The organism is Psychromarinibacter sp. S121 (genome assembly GCF_049801035.1).
In the GTDB taxonomy this organism is placed as follows: Bacteria; Pseudomonadota; Alphaproteobacteria; order Rhodobacterales; family Rhodobacteraceae; genus Psychromarinibacter.
In genome coordinates this window covers 342380-365211 of the sequence record NZ_JBNAGE010000004.1, presented here as the reverse complement: position 1 = coordinate 365211, position 22832 = coordinate 342380, and the positions used below count along the sequence as shown (strand labels likewise).

18 protein-coding genes are annotated in these 22832 nt (G+C 64.9%); 10 read left to right on the top strand and 8 right to left on the bottom strand.

All coding sequences use genetic code 11. The features are described 5' to 3' along the window. Positions 1 to 40 precede the first annotated feature (40 nt). Entirely contained in the window at positions 41 to 856 is an 816-nt protein-coding gene (locus ACP156_RS20230) for a DUF6544 family protein (RefSeq protein ID WP_425053188.1), read from the top strand. A 202-nt stretch (positions 857 to 1058) separates the two neighbouring features. Further along, positions 1059 to 4589 carry a DNA polymerase III subunit alpha gene (gene dnaE / locus ACP156_RS20225; protein ID WP_425053187.1) on the top strand — a complete coding sequence of 1177 codons (3531 nt, stop codon included), beginning with the start codon at positions 1059 to 1061 and terminating at the stop codon, positions 4587 to 4589. 72 nt (positions 4590 to 4661) lie between these two features. Here dnaE and ACP156_RS20220 read toward each other — a convergent pair whose 3' ends face one another. Further along, on the bottom strand, positions 4662 to 4871 hold the full coding sequence (locus ACP156_RS20220; protein WP_425053186.1) for a SlyX family protein: 210 nt from the start codon (positions 4869 to 4871) through the stop codon (positions 4662 to 4664). A 112-nt stretch (positions 4872 to 4983) separates the two neighbouring features. Between ACP156_RS20220 and hisS the strand changes: the two genes are divergently transcribed. The 4 genes from hisS to ACP156_RS20200 all read left to right on the top strand — a co-directional run bounded on the left by hisS (position 4984) and on the right by ACP156_RS20200 (position 9336). Continuing rightward, entirely contained in the window at positions 4984 to 6471 is a 1488-nt protein-coding gene (gene hisS / locus ACP156_RS20215) for a histidine--tRNA ligase (RefSeq protein ID WP_425053185.1), read from the top strand. Further along, entirely contained in the window at positions 6471 to 7571 is a 1101-nt protein-coding gene (locus ACP156_RS20210; protein WP_425053184.1) for an ATP phosphoribosyltransferase regulatory subunit, read from the top strand. The genes hisS and ACP156_RS20210 overlap by 1 nt, the downstream gene beginning before the upstream one ends. Beyond that, positions 7568 to 8266 carry an ATP phosphoribosyltransferase gene (hisG, locus tag ACP156_RS20205; protein WP_425053183.1) on the top strand — a complete coding sequence of 233 codons (699 nt, stop codon included), beginning with the start codon at positions 7568 to 7570 and terminating at the stop codon, positions 8264 to 8266. The genes ACP156_RS20210 and hisG overlap by 4 nt, the downstream gene beginning before the upstream one ends. A 137-nt stretch (positions 8267 to 8403) precedes the next feature. After that, positions 8404 to 9336 carry a hypothetical protein gene (locus tag ACP156_RS20200; RefSeq protein ID WP_425053182.1) on the top strand — a complete coding sequence of 311 codons (933 nt, stop codon included), beginning with the start codon at positions 8404 to 8406 and terminating at the stop codon, positions 9334 to 9336. Between the two features lie 30 nt (positions 9337 to 9366). Here ACP156_RS20200 and ACP156_RS20195 read toward each other — a convergent pair whose 3' ends face one another. After that, the gene (locus ACP156_RS20195) at positions 9367 to 9798 is read right to left on the bottom strand and encodes a DUF1489 family protein (protein WP_425053181.1); all 432 of its coding nucleotides are present in this window, start codon (positions 9796 to 9798) and stop codon (positions 9367 to 9369) included. Positions 9799 to 9906: 108 nt separating this feature from the next. Here ACP156_RS20195 and ACP156_RS20190 point away from each other — a divergent pair, with 108 nt between their 5' ends. Next, positions 9907 to 12198 carry an adenosylcobalamin-dependent ribonucleoside-diphosphate reductase gene (locus ACP156_RS20190; protein ID WP_425053180.1) on the top strand — a complete coding sequence of 764 codons (2292 nt, stop codon included), beginning with the start codon at positions 9907 to 9909 and terminating at the stop codon, positions 12196 to 12198. Between the two features lie 168 nt (positions 12199 to 12366). On the opposite strand, the gene ACP156_RS20185 is transcribed toward ACP156_RS20190, so the two are convergent. The 4 genes from ACP156_RS20185 to ACP156_RS20170 all read right to left on the bottom strand — a co-directional run bounded on the left by ACP156_RS20185 (position 12367) and on the right by ACP156_RS20170 (position 17380). Beyond that, complete coding sequence (locus tag ACP156_RS20185) at positions 12367 to 12591, bottom strand: hypothetical protein (protein WP_425053179.1); 225 nt, start codon at positions 12589 to 12591, stop codon at positions 12367 to 12369. Between the two features lie 198 nt (positions 12592 to 12789). Then, positions 12790 to 14094, bottom strand: coding sequence for a hypothetical protein (locus ACP156_RS20180; protein ID WP_425053178.1), 1305 nt, complete (start codon positions 14092 to 14094; stop codon positions 12790 to 12792). Positions 14095 to 14188: 94 nt separating this feature from the next. After that, entirely contained in the window at positions 14189 to 14827 is a 639-nt protein-coding gene (locus ACP156_RS20175; RefSeq protein ID WP_425053177.1) for a polysaccharide biosynthesis/export family protein, read from the bottom strand. A gap of 117 nt (positions 14828 to 14944) precedes the next feature. Then, on the bottom strand, positions 14945 to 17380 hold the full coding sequence (locus ACP156_RS20170; RefSeq protein WP_425053176.1) for a tetratricopeptide repeat protein: 2436 nt from the start codon (positions 17378 to 17380) through the stop codon (positions 14945 to 14947). Positions 17381 to 18228: 848 nt separating this feature from the next. On the opposite strand from ACP156_RS20170, the gene ACP156_RS20165 reads away from it, so the two are divergent. From ACP156_RS20165 to ACP156_RS20155, 3 genes are read left to right on the top strand one after another with little or no spacing between them, the layout of a single operon-like run. Next, entirely contained in the window at positions 18229 to 19131 is a 903-nt protein-coding gene (locus ACP156_RS20165) for an ExeA family protein (protein ID WP_425053175.1), read from the top strand. Then, on the top strand, positions 19124 to 20686 hold the full coding sequence (locus tag ACP156_RS20160; protein WP_425053174.1) for a GumC family protein: 1563 nt from the start codon (positions 19124 to 19126) through the stop codon (positions 20684 to 20686). Before ACP156_RS20165 ends, ACP156_RS20160 begins: the two co-directional genes overlap by 8 nt. Before the next feature lie 30 nt (positions 20687 to 20716). Then, a complete protein-coding gene (locus tag ACP156_RS20155) occupies positions 20717 to 21532 on the top strand; it encodes a CpsD/CapB family tyrosine-protein kinase (protein WP_425053173.1) in 816 nt (271 codons plus the stop codon). Positions 21533 to 21566: 34 nt separating this feature from the next. Here the strand turns inward: ACP156_RS20155 and ACP156_RS20150 are convergent, their stop codons facing one another. Both ACP156_RS20150 and ACP156_RS20145 read right to left on the bottom strand, forming a co-directional pair. Continuing rightward, positions 21567 to 22247, bottom strand: a complete 681-nt coding sequence (locus tag ACP156_RS20150; protein WP_425053172.1) for a rhomboid family intramembrane serine protease — start codon at positions 22245 to 22247, stop codon at positions 21567 to 21569. A gap of 87 nt (positions 22248 to 22334) precedes the next feature. Continuing rightward, complete coding sequence (locus ACP156_RS20145; RefSeq protein WP_425053171.1) at positions 22335 to 22766, bottom strand: hypothetical protein; 432 nt, start codon at positions 22764 to 22766, stop codon at positions 22335 to 22337. Between the last annotated feature and the right edge of the window lie 66 nt (positions 22767 to 22832).

Sequence of the window (22832 nt, the reverse complement as noted above, 5' to 3'; positions counted from 1 at the left end):
CGGAATGCAGGCACGGGGTCAGCGGGAGAGACCGGGCAGAATGGAAGTCCTGACGATTGTCGGCATCTGCGCTGCGGCGCTTGTCCTTGCGCTGCTGATCGCGCGGGCGCGTTTCGGCGCGTTCGTCGCGGGGCTGGAGGCAAAGCTGGGACGGAACCCGCCGGTGCCCGTCGCCGACCGCCTGCCGCCGCGCGTGCGCGAATTCGCCCAGCGATGCGATGCCTCGGCAGACGACATCGCGGTGCGGGTCCGGCTGACCCAACTGGCCGAGTTGCAGCGAGAGGCGGGAGGGCCGTGGTACTGGCTCGAGGCCCGGCAGACCATCGTGACGGGCGAGCCCGGTTTCGTCTGGGAAGGCTGGCGCCCGTTCTGCGGCACGACGAAAGTGCGCGTGGTGGACAGCCTTGTGAATGGTGTCGGGCGTCTGCGGGTGCAGATCGTCGGGCTGATCCGGATCATCGAGGCGAAGGGCGTCGAGGTCGATCGCGGTGAGGCGATGCGCTATCTGGCGGAACTGCCTTGGGCGCCGGACGCGATCCTCGGCAATCCCGCGGTGTCATGGGCGATGGACGGCGACGACTGGGCCGTGGCGTCGACAGTTACGACGGGCGGGCCGGTTTCGGTTCGGTTCCGCTTCGATGGGGCCGGCGACATCGTCGAGTTCTTCGCCAAGGACCGCCCGGCGCTTCAGCCCGGAGGCGGGGTGAAGTTGTGTGACTGGCGCGGCTATTTCCGCAACTACCGCATGATCGGCACCCGCCGCATCCCGTCGGAAGGCGAGGTCGGTTATGTCGAGGACGGCACCTATCGCGCGTATTTCCAAGGCCGCGTGACCGGCTACGACACCGACCACTGAGCGCGGAATTCAGCACGGCGCGGATGGGCGCGATCGCGCTGGTCCGCCGCGTGGAAAGGGGGCGCTGCCCCCGCGCGCTTTGCGCGCTCCCCCGGGATATTTGAGGGCCGAAGAAGCAAGGGCGTCGGGTCACGCCGATCAGAAGGTGCAAGGACGCGATTTGCGGATTCCACACCGGCCGGTCGTGGGGTAGCGTGGCGCCATGACTCAGTCCCCCAGCTTCGTTCATCTTCGTCTGCATACCGAATATTCGCTTCTCGAAGGGGCCGTCCCCGTGAAGAAGCTGTCCGGCCTCTGCGCCAGTGCCGGGATGCCGGCGGTGGCGGTCACCGACACCAACAACATGTTCTGCGCGCTGGAATTTTCCGTGATGGCGAGCGGTTCGGGCGTGCAGCCGATCATCGGCTGTCAGGTGGACGTGGACTATGACCCGGTGCAGCCGGGCGAGAAGCCGCGCGCGCCCGCTGCGGTGGTTCTGCTGGCGCAGAACGAAGCCGGCTACATGAACCTGATGAAGCTGAACTCGTGCCTTTACCTCGACAGCCACGGCGAGTTGCCGAAAGTGTCGGTAGAGGAGTTGTGCACCCATGCCGAGGGCGTCATCTGCCTGACCGGTGGCCCCGAGGGCGCGCTGGGCCAGTTGATCGCCGCCGGGCAGATGCCGAAGGCCGAGGCGTTGGTGAAGAAGCTGTCGGGCGCGTTCGGCGACCGGCTGTACATCGAGCTTCAGCGGCACCCCGGCGAGAACGGCGCGCTGACCGAGGCCGAGCGGGCGACCGAACGGGGCCATGTCGAGATGGCCTATGCGATGGGCCTGCCGCTGGTGGCCACGAACGATGTCTATTTCCCGAAGGCCGCGATGTACGAGGCCCACGATGCGCTGATCTGCATCTCGGAAGGTGCCTATGTCGACCAGCAGGACCCGCGCCGGCGTCTGACGCCGCAGCACTATTTCAAGACCCCACAGGAAATGGCCGCGCTGTTTGCAGACTTGCCTGAAGCGTTGGAGAACACCGTCGAGATCGCCAGGCGCTGCGCCTACAAGGCCGAGAAACGCGCGCCGATCCTGCCGAAGTTCGCCGACGACGAGGTCGAGGAATTGCGGCGGCAGGCGAATGAAGGTCTGCAGGCCCGTCTCGCCGTCATCCCGCACGCGGTCACCCCCGAGGAATACCAGGAGCGGCTGGATTTCGAACTGGGCATCATCGAAGGCATGGGTTTCCCCGGCTACTTCCTGATCGTTGCCGACTTCATCAAATGGTCGAAGGACAACGGCATTCCGATCGGCCCGGGCCGGGGCTCGGGCGCGGGTTCGCTGGTGGCGTACGCCCTGACCATCACCGACCTCGACCCGCTGCGGTATTCGTTGCTGTTCGAACGCTTCCTGAACCCGGAACGGGTTTCGATGCCGGACTTCGACATCGACTTCTGCATGGACCGGCGGGAAGAGACGATCCGCTACGTGCAAGAGAAATACGGCCGCGACAAGGTGGGCCAGATCATCACCTTCGGCGCGTTGCTGTCGAAAGCCGCCGTGCGCGACGTCGGCCGGGTGCTGCAACTGCCCTATGGCCAGGTGGACCGGCTGTCCAAGATGATCCCGGTCGAGGGCGTGAAGCCCGTGTCGATCGAGAAGGCGCTGATCGACGAGCCGCGCCTGCGCGAGGCGGCGCGCGAGGAAGAGGTCGTGGACCGGCTTCTGACCTACGGCCAGCAGATCGAGGGGCTGTTGCGCAACGCCTCGACCCACGCGGCGGGCGTTGTGATCGGCGACCGGCCGCTGGATGCGCTTGTGCCGCTGTACCAGGACCCTCGGTCCGACATGCCGGCCACGCAGTTCAACATGAAATGGGTGGAACAGGCGGGGCTGGTGAAGTTCGACTTCCTCGGCCTGAAGACGCTGACGGTGATCCAAAACGCCATCGACCTGATCCACGGGCAGGGCCGCGACCTGCACACCGGACCGGACGGGTCGCCGATCTATGAGCCGTTCGAGGGGGCCGAGAACCAGATCAACGCGATCCCGCTGGACGACAAGAAGACGTATGACCTGTATTCCAGCGCCAAGACGGTCGCCGTGTTCCAGGTTGAAAGCTCGGGCATGATGGACGCGCTGCGGCGCATGAAACCCACCTGTATCGAGGACATCGTCGCCCTGGTGGCGCTGTACCGGCCGGGCCCGATGGAAAACATCCCGGTCTATTGCGAGGTCAAGAACGGCCTGCGCGAGATCACCTCGGTCCACCCGTCGATCGACCACATCCTCGCCGAGACGCAGGGCATCATCGTCTACCAGGAGCAGGTGATGCAGATCGCGCAGGTCATGGCGGGCTATTCGCTTGGCGGCGCCGACCTGCTGCGCCGCGCGATGGGCAAGAAGATCAAAGAGGCGATGGACGCCGAGCGGCCGAAGTTCGAGAAGGGCGCGGCGGCCAACGGCGTCGACAAGAAGAAGGCCAGCGAGGTCTTCGACCTGCTGGAGAAGTTCGCCAACTACGGTTTCAACAAATCGCACGCCGCCGCCTACGCGGTGGTCAGCTATCAGACGGCATGGCTCAAGGCGAACCACCCGGTCGAGTTCATGGCCGGTGTCATGAACTGCGATATCCACCTGACCGACAAACTGGCGGTCTATGCCGAGGAAGTCCGCCGCAACCTCGACATCGAGATCGTGCCGCCCTGCGTGAACCGTTCGCTGGCGACGTTCAGCGTATCGGAAGGCCGCGTGGTCTACGGTCTGGGCGCGCTGAAGAACGTCGGCTCGGATGCGATGCAGATGATCGTCGACGCGCGGCGCGTCGATCCGGAAGCGCCCGGGAAGGGCGAGAAGCCCTTCGTGAACCTTTACGACGTTGCGCGGCGCGTCGACCTCAAGCGGATCGGCAAGCGCCCGATGGAGATGCTGGCGCGGGCCGGCGCCTTCGACCAGCTCGACCCGAACCGGCGGCGCGTGTTCGAGTCGCTCGACGGGCTGGTCGCCTATTCGGCGGCGGTGCACGAGCAGAAGAACTCGAACCAGGTGTCGCTGTTCGGCGAGGCCGGTGACGACCTGCCCGAGCCGCGCCTGTCGCCGGTCACCGACTGGCTGCCGAACGAGCGGCTGGCCGAGGAACACAAGGCGATCGGCTTCTACCTGTCGGGTCATCCGCTGGACGATTACATGGGTCCGCTGAAACGTCAGGGCGTGATGACACTGGCAGAGGTCGCGGCAAAGGCCGAGCGCGGGCCGCTGGTCGCCAAGCTGGCGGGCGCGGTGGCCGGACGGCAGGAACGCAAGTCGGCGCGCGGCAACCGCTTCGCCTTCGTGCAGCTCTCCGACCCCTCGGGGCTGTACGAGGTCACCGTGTTTTCGGACACGCTGGAAGCCGCGCGCGAACATCTCGAGACCGGCAACAACGTGGTGCTGACGGTCGAGGCGACGATGGAATCGGATCAGCTGAAACTCTTGGCCCGTGGCGCACAGCCGGTGGACGCGGTCGCGGCGGGCGCGGGCGGCATGGGGCTGAAGGTTTTCGTCGACGAGGCGGCGGCGGTCGCGGCGGTCGCGGCCCTGCTGGAAAAGGCGACGGCAGAGGCCAAAACCCGCGCGCGCGGGCCGGTGCAGCTGTGCCTGATGGCGCCCGACCTGCCCGGCGAGGTCGAGATCGCGCTGGGCGACCGGTTCCACATCAACCCGCAGATCAAGGGCGCGCTGAAATCGCTCGGCGGCGTGGTGACGGTGGAAGATGCCTGAGCTTCTTCTCTTGTCCAATACCTCGGGGGAGTCACCGAAGGTGACGGGGGCAGAGCCCCCGCGCCCGGCCCGTTACCAGTGCGGCGGCTTCTGGTCGGCCAGTGCGATGGAGCCTTCGCCGTCGGCTTCGCGTTCCGCCTCGCGCTCCATCAGCAGTCCGACACGGCGCTGAAGGCGCTCGATCTCGCGGGCCTGGCCTGCGACCACGTCCGACAGTTCGTCCGTCACCCGTTGCAGGTGGGACAGCTTTTCCTCCAGGGCGTCCAGTCGCGTATCCGTCATGCGTTTCCCTTACTCCCGCACCGGGGGCGATGTCGAGCCGCCGCGGCCGTCCTTGCCCCCAATGCGGCCTTCCGCTAGACCGCGCCGCGAACCCAACCGGATGGATACGACCATGGCCAAGCAGAAGAAACAGCCGCGCCCCAAGGCAGAGACGCCCAAAGGATTCCGCGACTATTTCGGCCATGAGGTCACCGAGCGGCAAGAGATGCTGAACCGGATCGCCGAGGTCTACCGGCGCTACGGCTTCGACGCGCTGGAAAGCTCGGGGGTCGAGACGGTCGAGGCGCTGGGCAAGTTCCTTCCCGACGTCGACCGCCCGAACGAGGGCGTGTTCGCGTGGCAGGAGGATGACGACAAGACGTGGCTGGCGCTGCGCTATGACCTGACGGCGCCCTTGGCCCGCGTCTATGCGCAGCACCGCAACGATCTGCCGACGCCTTACCGCCGCTATGCGATGGGGCCGGTCTGGCGCAACGAGAAGCCGGGGCCGGGGCGGTTCCGCCAGTTCTACCAGTGCGACGCGGACACCGTGGGGGCGCCCACCGTCGCGGCGGATGCCGAGATCTGCGGGATGCTGGCCGACGCGCTAGAGACCGTCGGCATTCCGCGCGGCGACTACATCGTGCGGGTGAACAACCGGAAGGTCCTGAACGGCGTGATGGAAGTCGCGGGCGTGCTGGACCCAAGCGATCCCGACAAGTTCGTGACCGAGCGCGGCATCGTGCTGCGCGCCATCGACAAGCTGGACCGGCTGGGCGAGGACGGCGTGCGCGCGCTGCTGGGCGAGGGGCGCAAGGACGAGTCGGGCGATTTCACCAAGGGTGCGGGGCTTGGGCCCGAGCAGGCCGAGATCGTCATGGGCTTCATGGCGGCCCGCCGCGAGGATGGTCCGGCCACCGTCGCCGCGCTGCGGGGGCTGGTTCAGGGGTCAACCACCGGCGAGAGTGGCGTTCAGGAACTGGAAATCATCGCCGAACTGCTGGACGGGCAGGGCCTTGGCCCGGAGCAGATCATCATCGACCCCTCCGTCGTGCGCGGGCTTGGCTATTACACCGGACCGGTGTTCGAGGCGGAACTCACCTTCGAGATCCTCGACGAGAAGGGCCGCCCGCGTCAGTTCGGCTCGGTTGCAGGGGGCGGGCGCTATGACGATCTGGTCAAGCGGTTCACCGGGCAGGAAGTTCCGGCGACGGGCATCTCGATTGGGGTCGACCGGCTGCTGGCCGCGCTGCGCGCTAAGGGCCGGGTCGACGGGTCTTCGCAGGGGCCGGTGCTGATCACCGTGATGGATCGCGACCGCATGGGCGATTATCAGAAGATGGCCGCTGAATTGCGCGGTGCGGGCATCCGGGCCGAGGTCTATCTGGGCAACCCCAAGAACTTCGGCAATCAGCTGAAATATGCGGACAAGCGCGACTGCCCGCTGGCGATCATCGAAGGCGAGGACGAGAAGGCGCGCGGCGTCGTGACCGTCAAGGATCTGGTTCTGGGCAAGAAGCTGGCCGAAGGGCTAAGCCACGAAGAATGGAAGGAACAGCCCGCGCAGGAAGAGATCGCGCGCGGAAATCTTCTGGCCTACGTCCAAGAGAAGCTGGGCTGATGAGCGGCAATCTGGCGCTGGACGCCGAGATCGCCCGGCTGACCGACCTGTTCCAACAGGCGGGCGGGCAATTGGTGGACCTGCCGGTTTTGCAGCCCGCCGAGACGTTGCTGGACCTGTATGGCGAGGACATCCGCGCCCGCGCCTACGTCACCCACGACCCGCTGGCGGGCGAGATGATGCTGCGGCCGGACTTCACCGTGCCGGTGGTGCAGATGCACATGCAGGGCGGTCCGTCGCCCGCGCGCTATGCCTATGCGGGCAAGGTGTTCCGGATTCAGGAGCTCGATAGCGACCGGCCGCCAGAATACGATCAGGTCGGGTTCGAGTTGTTCGACGGCGCCGATCCGGCGGCTGCGGATGCCGAGGTGTTCGCTTTGTTCTCGGCGGCGATGGCGCATATGAACCTGCGCGCCGTGATCGGCGACATCGGCATTCTGCTGGCCGCCGTGCGGGGGCTGTCGACGCCCGATTTCCGCAAGGGGGCTTTGCTGCGTCACGTCTGGCGGCCGCGCCGGTTCCGGGCGCTGGTCGACCGCTACTCGGGCCGCGCCGCGAAGCCTGCGGGCCGGGCGGAGTTGCTGAAGGCGTTTTCCGAGGGCCGCGATGTGCTGGCCAAGGCAGGTCCGCTGATCGGCCTGCGGTCGCAGGACGAGATCGAGGCGCGGCTAAAGGTGCTGGTCGCCGATGCCGCCGAGCCGCCCCTGTCGGCGGCCGAGACGGACCTGCTGGACCAGATCGTCACCTTGCGGGAAAGCGCGCCGATGGCGTTGGAACGTCTGCGCGACATTGCGGTGGACATGCCCGCCATCGCCCCCGCCGTCGCGAAGGTCGAGGCGCGGCTGGACGCGATGGCGCAGCGCGGCGTCGATGTCGAGGCGCTGGAGTTCGAGGGCGGCTATGGCCGGACCTCGATGGAATATTACGACGGTTTCGTCTTCGGCCTGTCGTCGATGGCGCGGCCCGATCTGCCGCCGGTGGCCACGGGCGGGCGCTATGACGCGCTGACCCGCGCGCTGGGCGGTGGCGCGGCGATCCCCGCCGTGGGCGGCGTGGTGCGCCCGTCGCTGGCGCTGCAACTGGCGGAGGCGGGGCAATGACCGTGAAGCTGGGCGTGCCGTCCAAGGGACGGCTGATGGAGAAGACCTTCGACTGGTTCGGCTCGCGCGGCGTGACCCTGTCGAAAGCCGGGTCAGAGCGCGAGTACTCTGGCGTGGTCGAGGGTGTCGGGGGCGTCGAACTGGTGCTGCTGTCGGCGGGCGAGATCCCGCGCGAACTGCACCGCGGACGCATCCACCTTGGCGTCACCGGAACCGACCTTGTGCGCGAGAAGCTGGCGCACTGGGACCAGTCGGTGAAAGAACTGGCGCCGCTTGGGTTCGGCCACGCGGACCTGATCATCGCGGTGCCGCGGGCTTGGGTGGATGTCGAAACGCTGGACGATCTTGACGCCGTCGCCTCGAACTTCCGCCGCCTGCACGGTCACCGGATGCGGATCGCCACCAAGTACCACCGCATGGTCCGCGAGTTCCTGCGCGAGCACGGGGTCGCCGACTATCTGTTGGTCGACAGTCAGGGCGCGACCGAGGGGACGGTGAAGAACCTGACCGCAGAGGCGATTGCCGACATCACCTCTACGGGCGAGACGCTGCGGGCCAATCACCTGAAGATCATTGGCGGCGAGCCGGTGCACCGCAGTCAGGCCACGCTGTTCAAGTCGCGCAACGCCCACTGGGCGGACGGCGAGCGGGACGCATACCGGGCGATGATGCGGATGCTTGATCTGGACGGCTGACGCTTTTGGCGCGCGGCGCACGTTGTGGTTGTGCTGCAACGTGCGGGAGACGCCTTGAACCGTTCCGAGAAACTCATTCTCCGCCGCCGTTTTGAGTGCTATGTGAAGCACATAACAAAACGGCAACGAGCAGTTTCATGACTTACCCGGTACACGTTGCGGCGCTTTGCGTCGCGGCTTCGGTTTCCGTAACGGCGGCGCAGGCACAGGACTGGACGGCGGCGGCGACCGTTGGTCTTGGCTTTGGCGAATTCTCTGACACGGACACAAGCGTCACCACCTATTCGATCGATGTCAGCGGGCGGGTGAAGTTCACCAACGGCCTGAGCGTCGGGCTGGACCTTGGCTATGCGAACCTCGAGTCGGACGACGTGGCCGGCAGTTCGTCTGTCACGTCCTTCGCCGTCGCCCCGCGCTATCGCTTCGCGACCGTGCCCTACGCGGTCGGCGGCTACGTCGAGTACGCATCGCTGGACGACACCGGCTTTACCACCAGTCTCGACGCCACCTCGGTCGGCCTGACCGGTGGCTACGTCGGCACCAACTGGCGGACCGAGGTGTTCTGGGGCATCACCGACACCGATCCCGAGATCGGCGCGGATACCGATATCCAGGACTACGGCATCAGCGTGGGCGTCCTGTCCAGCGACCGCCTGTCCTTTGCCGGCAACCTTGTGCGGACCTCGATCGAGGACTCGGGCGTCACCGTGAATGCCGACCTGTTCGAGATCGCCAGCACCTACCAGTTCGGCAACGGGTTCGGGCTGTTCGGCAGCGTCAGCCACACCACCATCAGTTCGCTGGGGGACAGCGTCGACGTCAACACCGTGGGTATCGGCGGCAGCTATTACCTTGGCGACAGGATCCAGTTGCCCCTGACCGTCAGCCTCGAACTGGCGCAGTCCGAGATCGACTACGGCGGCTATACCGGTGACATGAGCACGGTGCGCTTCGGGCTGACCATGCCCATCGGCGGCAAGGGCGGGAAGCTGCCGCTGAACTCCACCGCCGGCGCGGTCCAGAACGGCCGCCACAGTGCGATCACCTCGACGGTGCTAAGCGCCTTCTGATCCGGGATGCGCCGCTTTCGGGCGGCGCGCCTACAGCACTCCGATCTCTGCCAGTGCCGCGCTTAGCGCGGCGGGCAGCGGGTCTTCGTTCTTCCGGCTCGCCGTCAGATCCGGCGGCGCGTCGGACGGCGCGAGATAGCGCCAGCCCTGAAACGGCCGTTTGGGCGTGGCCGCGACGCGGTGTACCTTGCGGTCCAGCACGATGGCGCAGCGGCGGATGCCGTCCTCGCGCGTCACCTCGTCCAGCCGCAGGATCTTCTGGCGGCACAGGATGACGCCCTTGATCACCCAGTAGATCGACCCGCCGTTCAGCACCTCGGCCTCGCGCTTGGGCCACATGCGCGTGACATGGCGGGGCAAGCCATCGGACGTGACCGAGCGACCGCTGCGCTGCCAGCCTTCAAGATCCTCGACGGATTCGGTGCCGACGGAGAGCTTCACGAGGTGTGTGTACTTATCCACAGAATCTTCCCCATTAACCACATCATATCGTAGCCCACAGCGTGCGGGGTTCAACCGGTTGTGGAAAACCGCTATATTCAGGCTTCCTTGCCCTAAAGGAATCAGCCCATGACACGCTTCGCTGCCCCGATTGCCGAACAGATCTGGGACATGAAATACCGTCTGAAAGAGGCGGACGGCACTCCGATCGATCAAAGCGTCGAGGATACGTGGCGTCGGATCGCGCGGGCGACCGCTGCGGTCGAGGCCGATCCGGGCAAGTGGGAAGACAGGTTCTACAGCGCGCTGGAGGACTTCCGCTTTCTGCCCGCCGGGCGGATCACGGCCGGGGCCGGCACCGACCGCAGCGTGACGCTGTTCAACTGCTTCGTCATGGGCACGATCCCGGACACGATGGCCGGCATCTTCGACGGTCTGAAGGAAGCCGCGCTGACGATGCAGCAGGGCGGGGGGATCGGGTACGACTTCTCGACCATCCGGCCCAAGGGGGCGGGGGTGAAGGGCGTGGCCGCGGACGCCTCGGGGCCGCTGTCGTTCATGGACGTCTGGGACGCGATGTGCCGCACGATCATGTCCGCCGGGTCGCGCCGTGGGGCCATGATGGCGACGATGCGCTGCGACCATCCGGACATCGAGGATTTCATCACCGCCAAATCCGACGCCGCGCGGCTGCGGAATTTCAACGTCTCGGTGCTGGTCACCGACGCGTTCATGGAAGCGGTGAAGGCGGATGGCCCGTGGGAGCTGACCTTCGGCGACAAGGTCTATCACACGGTCGAAGCGCGTGACCTGTGGAACCGCATCATGCGGTCGACCTACGATTATGCCGAGCCGGGCGTGATCTTCATCGACCGCATCAACCAGATGAACAACCTGTCCTACTGCGAGACCATCGCGGCGACGAACCCCTGTGGCGAGCAGCCCCTGCCGCCCTATGGCGCCTGCCTTCTGGGGTCGATCAACCTTGCTCGGCTGGTGACCGGGCCGTTCACCGAGGACGCCGGCATCGACGAGGCGGAACTGGAGGATCTGGTCGCGACGGCGGTGCGGATGATGGACAACGTGGTCGATGCCTCGCGCTTCCCCCTGCCGCAGCAGGAAGCCGAGGCACAGGCCAAGCGCCGCATCGGACTGGGCGTCACCGGGCTGGCCGACGCGCTGCTGATGACCGGTCTGCGCTATGGTTCGGACGAGGCGGCGCGTCAGACCGAGCACTGGCTGCACCGCATCGCCCGCGCCGCCTATCTGGCGTCGGCGCGGATCGCCGCAGAGAAGGGATCTTTCCCGCTGTACGACGCGGACAAGTTCCTTGCGAGCGGGTCGCTGACGCATATGGACGATGACGTGAAGGACGCGATCCGCGCGCACGGCATCCGCAATGCGCTGCTGACCTCGATCGCGCCGACCGGGACGATCTCGCTGTATGCCGGCAACGTGTCCTCGGGGATCGAGCCTGTCTTCGCCTATGCCTACACCCGCAAGGTGCTGCAGAAGGACGGGACCAAGACCGAGGAAGAGGTCGTCGACTACGCGGTGCAGATGTGGCGCGAGACCTTCGGCGATGCGGACCTGCCCGACTATTTCGTCAACGCGCAGACGTTGCAGCCGATGGATCACGTGAAGATGCAGGCCGCGGCGCAGAAGTGGGTGGATTCGTCGATCTCGAAGACGATCAACTGCCCGGAGGACATCGGCTTCGAGGCGTTCAAGGACGTCTACATGGAAGCCTACGAGACCGGCTGCAAAGGCTGCACCACCTACCGCCCGAACGAGGTGACGGGGTCGGTGCTGACGGTCGCGGAGGAGAAGCCGAAGGCGGCCCCTGAAGTCGTGTCCATGACCGGCGCAGAGCCGCAGACGCCGCACGGCGACGTCGTCTATATCAGCGAACCGCTGGACCGGCCCCAGCAGCTTGAAGGACAGACCTACAAGCTGAAATGGCCCGACAGCGACCACGCGATCTATCTGACGATCAACGACATCGTGCTGAACGGCCACAGACGACCCTTCGAGATCTTCATCAACTCGAAGAACATGGAACATTTCGCGTGGACCGTGGCGCTGACCCGGATGATCTCGGCGGTGTTCCGGCGCGGCGGCGACGTGTCTTTCGTGGTCGAGGAACTGAAGGCGGTCTTCGACCCCCGCGGCGGGGCGTGGATGCAGGGCAAGTACATCCCCTCGATCCTCGCGGCCATCGGCGGCGTGATCGAACGCCACCTGATCTCGATCGGCTTCATCGAAGGTGAGGGACTTGGCCTGAAATCCGACCCCACGGCCGACGTGGTCAACCTGAACGGCAACCGGGGCAAGGCCTGCGTCTCGTGCGGCGCCTTCGAGATGCGCATGGTCGAAGGCTGCATGACCTGCATGAACTGCGGCTATTCGAAGTGTGGGTAGGGGGAGCTGGGACCGCGCGACGCCGGCGAGGGCCGAGACGGTTTACGAGCGCCGCCGCTTAGATGCACCGGTAGCGTCAGCCATATTTAGGTGATGTCAGGAAACAGCCGCGCGTACGGCTTAGAACCAAAGTCACATTTGGTGCGTGGAATACGCGAACCCGTCCGGTCAGCCGGAAAAGTTGACGCGGGCCGTTTGTTCGGTGGCGCCGGTGGGGCGGTCGGAGAAGGTGCGTTGGAGCAGTAGGGCGACAATGCAGGTGCCGATGGTCCCGGCGCAACCGCCGAGAGCGTAGGCTCCGAGTGCCGCAAGAACGCCTGCGCCGCCGATCACGGACATGATGAGCGAGGCAAAGGCTGTTCCCAAGCCGACGATGAGTGCTCCCACGATCATTATCAGTCTGCCTTCCCGTTCGTGTCGAACTACGTACCACGGTTATCGGCGCGAACCCAACGCAGGTAGCGCCAATGAGTTCAGCCTAGATAACTGTCGCGTTCCAATGTCGGCGAGAATCTGCGCAAAATGTGGCAAATCGCGGAAAACTGCCGGTTGGAGTAATTTTTTTAGGGAAGTCGTGGTCTGGCGGCGCGATTACGGCCGCCAGTTGAAGCTGCTCTGAAGCGTCAGGAACAGGGTATTCGATTCGGCCTCGTCGGTGCCTTCCTCGCGGCGGAGCCGGTAGGTGTAGCCCGTTTCAACCGACCAGTCCTCCGTCAGGTCGCGGCGGTAGACCGCGGTCGCGCTGGCGCTGGTGCTGTCGGTGACGGGTGCGCCGCCGATGCCTTCGATCCAGGCATAGCTGACCGAGAAGCCGACGCTGTCGACGTTGCTGATCTGGTAGTCATAGCCGACGTTCGCGGTGGTGTTCCGCTGGATCGCGCTGTCAGAGGTGACGACGATCTCAGAGGCCAGCGACAGGCGGAAGGCCTGATCGTTGAACACGCGGTCATAGGTGACGCGGCCGACCGGTTCATAGTCGCCGTTCTCTGGCTTTGCGACCCCGACTGCGACGCCGAAGGTGCCAAGCGGGTAATCGTAGGCGCGTGAGATCCAAAGGTCGGTGCGCTGACCCGCGTTGGTCACGTCGTGCGACAGGTCGATGCCGAAGTCGCCCGACGGCAGTTCGCGCATGTAGGAGAGCGAGGCGATCAGGCCGCGTTCGTCCTCTGGGTCGAATGCGACGTTCCGCCAGTCCTCCTCGATCTCTTTCCAGCCGATCTCGCCGCTGATCACGGTGATCGTGTCCAGTTCGCGGATTGCGCCGAAAGTCAGCTCACGCGTCGTCCGCAGGGTGCCCTGCGGGTCCTCGGCGTCGTATTCCGACTGGCCGTAGCCAAGGCGGAACTCGGTGACGGTGTCCGGACGCAGCAGCAGGGCGGCCTCGCCGGTCAGGGTCCGGCTGTCCACCAGATCGGGGTTCGTGGTGTCGGTGTAGTTGCGGCGAACGTCCGACAGGAAGATCTCGGCGCCGACGGGGCCTGTAAGACCGGTCTGGAAGCCAAGGCTGATGTTGGTCGTTTGCAGCGTGCCGCGGTCCAGTGCCGGGTTCTCGATGTCTTCGTCGTCAAGCGCGGCAGTAAGGTCGATGGTCCGAAGCCGGGCGTCGAACACGAGGCGCGAGTTCACCCACAGCTTTTCATAGTACAGCGCGGCGTTGATACCTTCGAAACCGGCTTCCGCAGGCGCGCCCGGTCCGTCGCCGAACCGGAAGTTGTCCGAGAAGTTGAACCGGAAGGTCTGGGTGCGGCCGACGCTTTCGAACCCGAAGCCAAGGCGCGTCTCGGACAGGATCGTGTCGCCCGCCGGATTGACCTCGAGATCGTAGTTGTCGCTGGCGCTGACGGTCGTCGACAGGTCGAACGTGAATTCGGGCCCGCCGACGTTGTCTTGCGCCATCAACGGCAGACCGGCGGCGGATGCGGATAGCACCGCAGCCGCTGCGACCGTAAGTCTCAGCCGGGTCCGCCGCCTGCAAAGCATGGGTAAGTCCTTATTCGAACAGGCGCCGGGACGGCACGATCACGACATCGCCAGGGGCGAGACGCGTGGCCGGGCTGATCCGGGTGCCGTTGCCTTTGCCGGAGTAGCTGAACAGATACACGCGGGTTGTGCCCGACTTGCGGTCGGTCCGGTGCAGCTGGATGCGCGATTCGGCAGCGAACGGGGTCAGACCGCCTGCTTCGGCGATGAACTGAAGGATGGTCGTGCCGGGCTTCACCTCGACGCGGCCTGCATTGGCGACCTCGCCCGTGATGTACACGTCGATCGTCCGCGTCCGGGCCGGGCCGGTGTAGGCCGGCGGCGTTGCTTCGGCGACGGAAGCGACCGAGACGACGACGGTCGGCTGGCTTGCGAAGTTCGGCGACAGGCCAGCGGCCAGCGAATTGCGAACGTCACCAACGCCAAGCCCGCCAGCGCGTACGGAACCGACGAAGGGGAAGCTGATCGAGCCATCGGGCAGCACAAGAACCGAACGGTTCAGGCTGGGATCCTCGATGACTTCGATCTGAAGCGTGTCCCCAGAACGAATGCGATAGTCGCCTTGTGCCGTGGCAGCGGTACCGGCGATGAGCAGCAGCAGGCCGAAAACGGCAGCAGCAGCCCGGTGGAATGTAGATCTAGCAAACATCGGAAACCTTTGTATCTCCGCCCTCTCGGACGCACTATGCAGTTTTTGCATCGGGAACAAAATCCGGCAAGGCAAGGTTTCCGCGGGGTGCGGCAGATTTGCCGGTTTTTGCGGCGATCAGTTGTCGACAGACGATTCTGATTCCTCCAAACGGGAAATCTCGGCCACGACTTCCTCGCGGAATGGCAGCTGTCGGCGATTGGTGTCGAGAATCTCCAGCGTCCGGCGATAGACCTCCAGCGCATCCGAATCCCGGCCCGCCATCACGTAGGTGCGGGCAAGGTGGTACTGGGCGGTCGCGTCGTCCGGCAGACCGGCTGCGGACGATTCGAGATATTCCAGCGCCTCGTCCAGATTGCCCAGCCGGGCCGCGATCCAGCCGTAGGTGTCCTGGAAGGCGGGCACGTCAGAACCGCGAAGGCGGCGTGCGATGGCATAGGCGCGCTGAAGGCTTTCGTCGTCCTCGCGGTAGGACGAAATCAGGCTGGCAAGGTTGTTGGCGACGACCAGCGATCCCGAGTTGTTCTCGTAAAGCGCCTCGTACACGGCGATGGCGTCCTCGATCTCGCCCTGACGTTCGGCCTCGACCGCGCTGGTGAATTTCAGCACGACACCGTCGGGCACCTCGTCCAGCGCTTCCTGCAACACGGTTTCGGCCTCTTCAGGCGCGCCGGCGGCAAGGTTGACGTTGTACAGAGCCATCCAAAGCTGCTGGTTTTCGGGGAATTCCTCCAGCAGGTCGCGCAGCGTGGTGCGGGCTTCGTCGTACCGCTCTTCGCGCGAAAGAAGGGCCGCCGAAATCAGGCGCAGCCCCGGATCGTCGGGTGTTTCGGCAAGACGCTCGTTCAGGTATTCCATCGCGCCGTCAAGATCGCCCTGCGCGACGCGAAGCCGGATGGCGGCGGCGATTGCCTGACCGTTGCTGCCCTGTGCGCCGGCGAGTTGTTCAAGGAAGCTTTGCAGTTCCGACTGACGGTTCTGGCCGGCAAGCAATTGTCCGGTGAGTTCGTTAAGGACCTGCGCGGCTTCTTCGTTGTCCAGGCGCTTGAGGGCGTCGATCACACCCTGAGTGCGCCCCCAGTCCTCGAGCCGGACGTAGACGTTGCCAAGCGCGGACAGGATCAGGATGTTGTCCGGCTGAAGGCGAAGCGCGTCGATCAGCACCGACTCGGCGGGCAGAAGGCTGTCTTCCTGCACCAGGAACGTCGCGTAGCGCAGCGTTTCTTCGGGCGCGGCGCCCGACGCCTCGACCGCAAGCGCCAGCATCTCGCCGGACAATTCGTGGCTGCCAAGGCGTTCCTGCGCCAGCGCCATAAGGGTCAGAACCTCGGAATCGCGCGGCGCCTGATCCAGCGCACGGCGCAGTTCGACCAGCGCCTCGTCCGGACGGTCGTCGCTGATCATCCAGTCGGCGCGCATCTTCAGCGCCTCGACGTTGCTGGTGTCTTCTTCCAGCACCTCTTCGACAAGCGCGCGGGCGCCAACGGCGTTGCCGGTGCTGTTCAGCATCTTGGCATAGGTAATCTTGATGCGGCGGGTCTGGTCCGACGGCTCGGAGCCGGCGATGATGTCTTCCATCTCGGTAAGCGCGGCGTCGCGGTTGCCGAGATCGAAATCGAGACTGGCCGCGACAGAGCGGTACAACGCGCGATCGGGGCTGTCGGCAGGAGTGGACGACAGGATCGCGTCAATCTCTGCGCGTGCGGTCTCGGCCCCGCGAAGCTGGGTCAGGAAGGTCACCAGAACCATGCGGTCGATCGCGTCCGGGTTCTCGGGGTCGATCTGTTCGCGAAGATAGGCTTCGGCGTCGTCGGCGCGGTCCTGCGCCATGTACCATGTCACTAGAACGCGGCGCATGTCGTCTTCGGGGAAGCGGTCGACCATGTCGCGCAGTTGCGCCTCGATCTCGTCGTCTCGGCCAAGCTGATCCAGCGCGGTCAGGCGCATCAGGTAGAAGGACCGGTCGTTCGGGGTGTCCGCAATGACGCCGTCGATCTCGGTCAGGGCACCTTCCCAGTCCTGCGCGGAGAAACGGTCGTCGACGCGGATCCGGCGCAGCATCAGCAGTTCGGGATTGTCTTCTAGAAGCGTTGCCGCCTCTTCCGCGATCGCGCGGGCCGCGGGCAGGTCGTTGGCCTCGCGGGCGGTGCGATAGGCGGCGCCCAGTTCGACCGAGCGGACCACGGGATCGATCTGACCTTCATCCAGCAGACCGGCGGCCGCGGTGGCATGCATCGTCGCCGCATCCCAGTCGTTCAGTTCGGCCGCGATCTCGGCGGCGGCGCGCTGGGCTTCGAAATCGTCGGGGAATTGTTCGACAAGCGCGCGATAGTGCCCATAAGCGCCAGGCGGGTTGTCACGCTCCAGCTCGATCCGGGCCATCAGAAGGCGTGCTTCGCGGTGGGTGCTGTCGATGCGGAAGACGTTGCGCATTTCCACGATGGCGCGGGCCACGTCCCCGGCTTCGTAAAGCTCAAGACCGTCCTGAAAGTGCTTCTCGGCCCGTTCTTCCGCTGAATCGCAGGCTGCGAGCAGGGCCAGGGAAAGGATCAAAAAAAGACGCGCAAACATGTCATACCCGGAATCTGAAAACCCCCAATGGCGTGGTCGGGCAGCTTTCGCAGCCGTGTCCGAACGCCGGGCGGAACCTACGCCGGATGGTATTGGCCTCACAAGGGCGGGGCTTGCGATTCAGGGGTCTCAAGCGCCGAGAACCGGGCAATTCTCCGCGAGAAGCCCCGACTGTCGCCGTTGCCGGGAAGGAAACGGAAACCGAACCCGATTTTGATTCGGCTCGAGCCGGTTTCACCGTTTCTGGCTTCGCACCGGGGCGGTGGCTTTCGTCAGGGTTGATGCGGCGACAGCAACAATTTGTGACAGATATGGCACCCGGGCCCAAGGATGGCATCGATACACGTATAGGGCGATCTTATGCAAGTGCTGCCCGCTTTGAGTGCAGATGTATGCCGCAGTGCAGCTAACAGGTCCTCCATTGCCCTAAACCGCGCAACATTGTTCACGCCCGGGCCACTTTGACGCGGTTCGGCACGGCTGCATTCACCCGCTCGATGCGCTTCAGGTGCCGCGCCACAATTTCGCTGCAATCAACTTTGCGCTGTGACCCTTGTGCTGACCCGGCGTTTTGTCGTCTTTATTGACGGAACGAGCCGGAACGATAGGAAAGGCCGGTCAAACAAGTGGCCGGACAGGCCAAGAGCAGGCCGGTACTACGCCATGAAATTAACACAGTTTGCCCCCACAGAACCTGATCGCGTCGTCGGCGCGATACTGGCGGAAGGGCACCCGATATCATCATTCCGGTCCGCGGCCTGTGCCCGTGATCGTTACGCCATTGGAAACAATGATAATTCTCTTAGGAAATTAGGGCGCGCCTGACCGACATGTCATCCAACGCACTATACGTCGATTTCTACGGGTTCCGCGAACGGCCGTTCACGCTCGTTCCGGACCCGGAGTTTCTGTACTGGTCTCAGCAGCACAAGCGCGCCTTCGCGATCCTCGAATTCGGCATCATGTCGAGCGCCCCGATCACGCTGATCACCGGCGAGGTCGGCGCGGGCAAGACGACGCTGGTTCAGGCGCTGTTGTCCCGGATCGGCGACGACGTGACCATTGGCCTGATCTCGAACGCTCAGGGCGGCCGGGGCGAGCTTTTGCAGTGGATTCTGCATGCCTTGGACGTGAAATACGATCCCACGACCAGCTACGTGCAGACCTTCCAGATCCTGCAGGATTTCCTTCTGGAAGAATACGCGATGGGTCGGCGCGTGGTGCTGATCATCGACGAGGCGCAGAACCTGTCCCGCGAGGGCTTGGAAGAACTGCGGATGCTGACGAACGTCAACTCGAACAAGGACGTGCTGATCCAGCTGATGCTGGTGGGCCAGCCCGAGTTGCGCGACATCGTGCAAGCGCCGGACATGCGGCAATTGACCCAGCGCATCGCGGCCAGCTTCCACCTGAAATCTATGGACGCAGAGACCGTGCCGAAGTACATCCGGCACCGGCTTCAGATGGTTGGTGGCACGGGCGAGGAATTTACCGACGACGCCTGCCAGCGGATCTTTGAAGCGACGGGGGGTGTGCCGCGTCTTGTGAACCAGTTGTGCGAATTCGCGCTTCTCTACGCCTGGGGCGGCGACGTGCCTGTCATCGATGCGACCACGGTCGACGAGGTGCTGGCAGACGGAGTCTTTCTTGGCGGTGCCGTCCCCGGTGATGCCGAGCCTGTTGATGAGGAACCAGTGATCCAGTTCAAGAAGAATGGTGGCCGAGATGGATGACCTGAAGTTCTATTTCTCGATTTTCCTGCGACGCCTCCCCTGGTTCGTGGTGCTGGCCACCGTCATCACGGCGGTTGCCGTGGCTGTCGCCATTTCGCTGCCGCCGGCCTACGTCAGCCAGATGCGGCTGGTCGTGGAGTCGCCGCAGATCCCCGATGAACTGGCCGCGTCGACGGTGCGGACCCCCGCGCTGGAACAGCTGCAGATCATCGAACAGCGTCTGCTGACCCGCGCCAACCTGCTGGACATCTCGCGCCGGCTCGAAGTGCTGCCCGATATCGAGCAGATGAACCCGGACGAGATCGTGCGGGCCATGCGGGCGCGTACCCAGATCTACACCCAGTCGGGCCGCGATGCCGCGACGATGATGGTCGTTTCGTTCGAGGCCGCCGATCCCAACAAGGCTGCCGGCGTTTTGAACGAGTACCTGAACATCATTCAGGAAGCCGACGCAGAGTTCCGCCGCGGCCGGGCCGGTGACACGCTGGAGTTCTTCCAGCAGGAAGTGCAGCGGCTGGATGGCGAACTGAGCGCGCAGAGCGCCCGGATCATTGCGTTCAAACAGCAAAACAGCGACGCGCTGCCTGACACGCTGGAATTCCGCATGTCGAAGCGCGCCGACTTCCAAGAGCGTATCGCCGGCATCGACCGCGACATCGAGCGGCTGGAACGCCAGCGCCTTCGCCTGCGCGAATTGTACGAAACGACCGGCCGTACCGAGCTGAACCCGGAACAGAACCCGCCGACCCTGGCCGAGCAGCAGCTGCGCGATCTGCGCGGCGAACTGGCCGAGGCGCGGCTGGTGTTCTCGGACCAGAACCCGAAAGTCCGCCTGCTTCAGCGCCGCATCGAACGGCTGGAAGTGGAAATCGCCGAAGCCGCCGCCGCGCGCATCGACGAGATCGACGATGAACCGACCGATCCCAACGCTGCTCCGCCGACGATCCTCGACCTGCAGATCGCGGAAATCGACGGCGAGATCGCGGGACTGGAAGAGCAGAAGACGCTTATCCTGACCGAGTTGGAAGCACTGAACGAGACGATCGAGCGGACGCCGGAAGTGTCTATCTCGCTCGACGAACTGGAGCGCACCTACTCGATCATCGAAACCCAGTACAATCTGGCCGAGGACCGTCTGTCTCAGGCCCAGACGGGTGACATGATCGAAAGCCGGTCGCGGGGTCAGCGGATCTCGGTTATCGAACAGCCGAACACGCCGAATGCGCCGACCAAGCCCAACCGTGCGCTGATCGCCGGTGGTGGCGGTTTGCTGGGCATCGGTGCGGGCATCGCCTTGATCGTGCTGCTTGAGCTGTTGAACAGCTCGGTCCGCCGTCCCGAAGACCTTGTGAAGCGGTTCGGCATCTCGCCTCTGGCGACCGTGCCCTACGTCCGCTCGCGCCGGCAGCTGTTCTTCCAGCGCGGTTTCAAGGTTCTCATCATCCTCGGCATCCTGATCGGGGTGCCCGCCGCGATCTATGCCGTGCACGTGTTCTATCTGCCGATCGACCTTGTGGCCGAAAAGGTGATGAACCGGCTTGGAGTCAGGTGGTAGCATGTTTGTGACAACGAAAGAGTCGGTCTGATGGAACGTCTACAGGCAGCGATCGAACGAGCGCGCGAACAGCGCGACACACGCGGACCGGCCCGCCCCCAGCGTGGCCCCGCTCCGGACAAGACCGGTGTCGACGAGGCTTGGGCGGCATTGCCCGAGATCAAGCTTCAGCGCCGGCTGATGCTGCGCAACCGGATCATGACGTTCCGCAGCAGCAAGGAATCGACGCCCTACGACATCCTGCGCACGCGGCTTGTGCAGCAGGCGCAGACGAACGGGTGGCGCCGCATCGCGATCACCTCGCCGCACAGCGCCTGCGGCAAGACGACGACCTGCGCCAACCTTGCCTTCGGGCTTGGCCGGCAGACGGGTACGCGCGCCGTGGTTCTGGACTTTGACCTGCGTCGCAGCGGTCTGGGCCGCATCCTTGGCCAGAAGGGCGAAATTCCGATGGAAGACGTCCTGTCCGGTCGGGTGCCGTTCAAGGACGTCGCCATGCGCCATGGTCCGAACCTTGCGTTCGGTCTTGGCTTCGGCACGTCGCACCGGTCCGCCGAGACGCTGCAAAGCGAACAGACCCGCCGCGTTCTGGAAGAGATCGAGGCCGAGTATCAGCCCGATCTCATGCTGATCGACCTGCCGCCGATGTCGGCCAGTGACGACAACTTCGGGTTCCTGAACCGGATCGACGCCGCGATCATCGTGGCAGAGGCCGAGCAGACCACTATGACGCAGATCGACGTGGCCGAGCGGCAAGTGGCCGAACTGACGAATGTCGCGGGGGTCGTGCTGAACAAGTGCCGATATGTGAACGGTGCGTACGGCTACGAAGACGGCTATTACTGACAATCCGGCGGCGCGCGGGTGACGCGCGCCCCGTTTATCGCTCTTTGCGGCCCAGACGATCCAGCGCCATGGCGGCAAGCCAGCCTGCGATGAAGCCACCAAGGTGGGTTTCCCACGCCAGCAGCCCGTCCAGCAGAACCCACAGCAACGCGTTCAGCACGATCATCGACCCGATGGCGCCCGCAAGGCGACGCATCCGGCCGGCGCGGTGGGTTGGGGTGACGAAGTTCCAATAGACCAACGCGCCCGCAAGGCCGAACAGTGCGCCCGAAGCGCCGACCATCGGGCGCGGGCTGGTGGCGAGAAGGCCGAACAGACCGGCGCCGCCAAGCGCGGCCACCGAATAGATCAGCAGGAACCCCCGCTGGCCGACGCGACGGACGACCGTTTCTCCCAGCGCCAGCAGGGTGAACATATTGCCGACAAGGTGCCCGATGCCGCCGTGCAGCATCGCGTAGGTCAGGAACATCGCGTAGGGCTGGGCGCCATAGTTGGGGCGCCAGCCGTGCAGCAGACCGGGCCAGAACGCGCCGTACTGGTAGGCCCGGCTGCGCCACAGCGGCGATCCGAACAGCTTCATGTCGGCGGCCTGCAGCACCAGTTCGATCAGGATGCACACAGCCGCGATGACCAGCAGCACCCGGCTGATGCGACCGGACGCGTCGGACGCGGTTCCTGTCGAGCCAGAGATATCGTGCGTTGCCGGATCGGTCATGTCTCTGGCCTGCCGCCAGCGGTGGGGAAAGGCAAGAGAACTCTGTGCGAGGTCAGTCTTTTGCGGCACGGCGGTGCGGTCTGCGGGTCAGCCGAAGGTCCAGCGATCCGGAGTGCCGGGAAAATGGCCGGGCTCGTCTTCGTCGTCACGCGGCAAGAACTCGTCCATCGGCAGGTGGTCCTCGCATCGCGGCGCGGATGCGGGGATGCGGATCTTTCCAAGGCGGAACCGATACTGGGTCGGATGTTCCTGAACATGAACCGACGGGGACGGGACGCGAGCCGCGTCGGGAACCGGGGGATGCACTGGGGGATGCGCCGGGCGGGGCTCGGCGTCCCGTGTCGTGGTTTGCGTCGGCAGGCCGGGTCCATCGGACGGGGTTTCCTCGTCGATGCAGCCGTGCTGACGGAGGAGGAAGAAGATAGCGTCGCGCGTGCCCCTGATGTTCTCGGGCATTTCGTGCGGCGTGATCGCCGTATCGTCAAAATCGGTCCGAAGATTCATTTCCCAAAGCCCCATGCGCGGCTGTTCCCAAATCCGGTTCGATTTGTCTAATTCGATATTTTGTCAATTTAGCGGAAACAA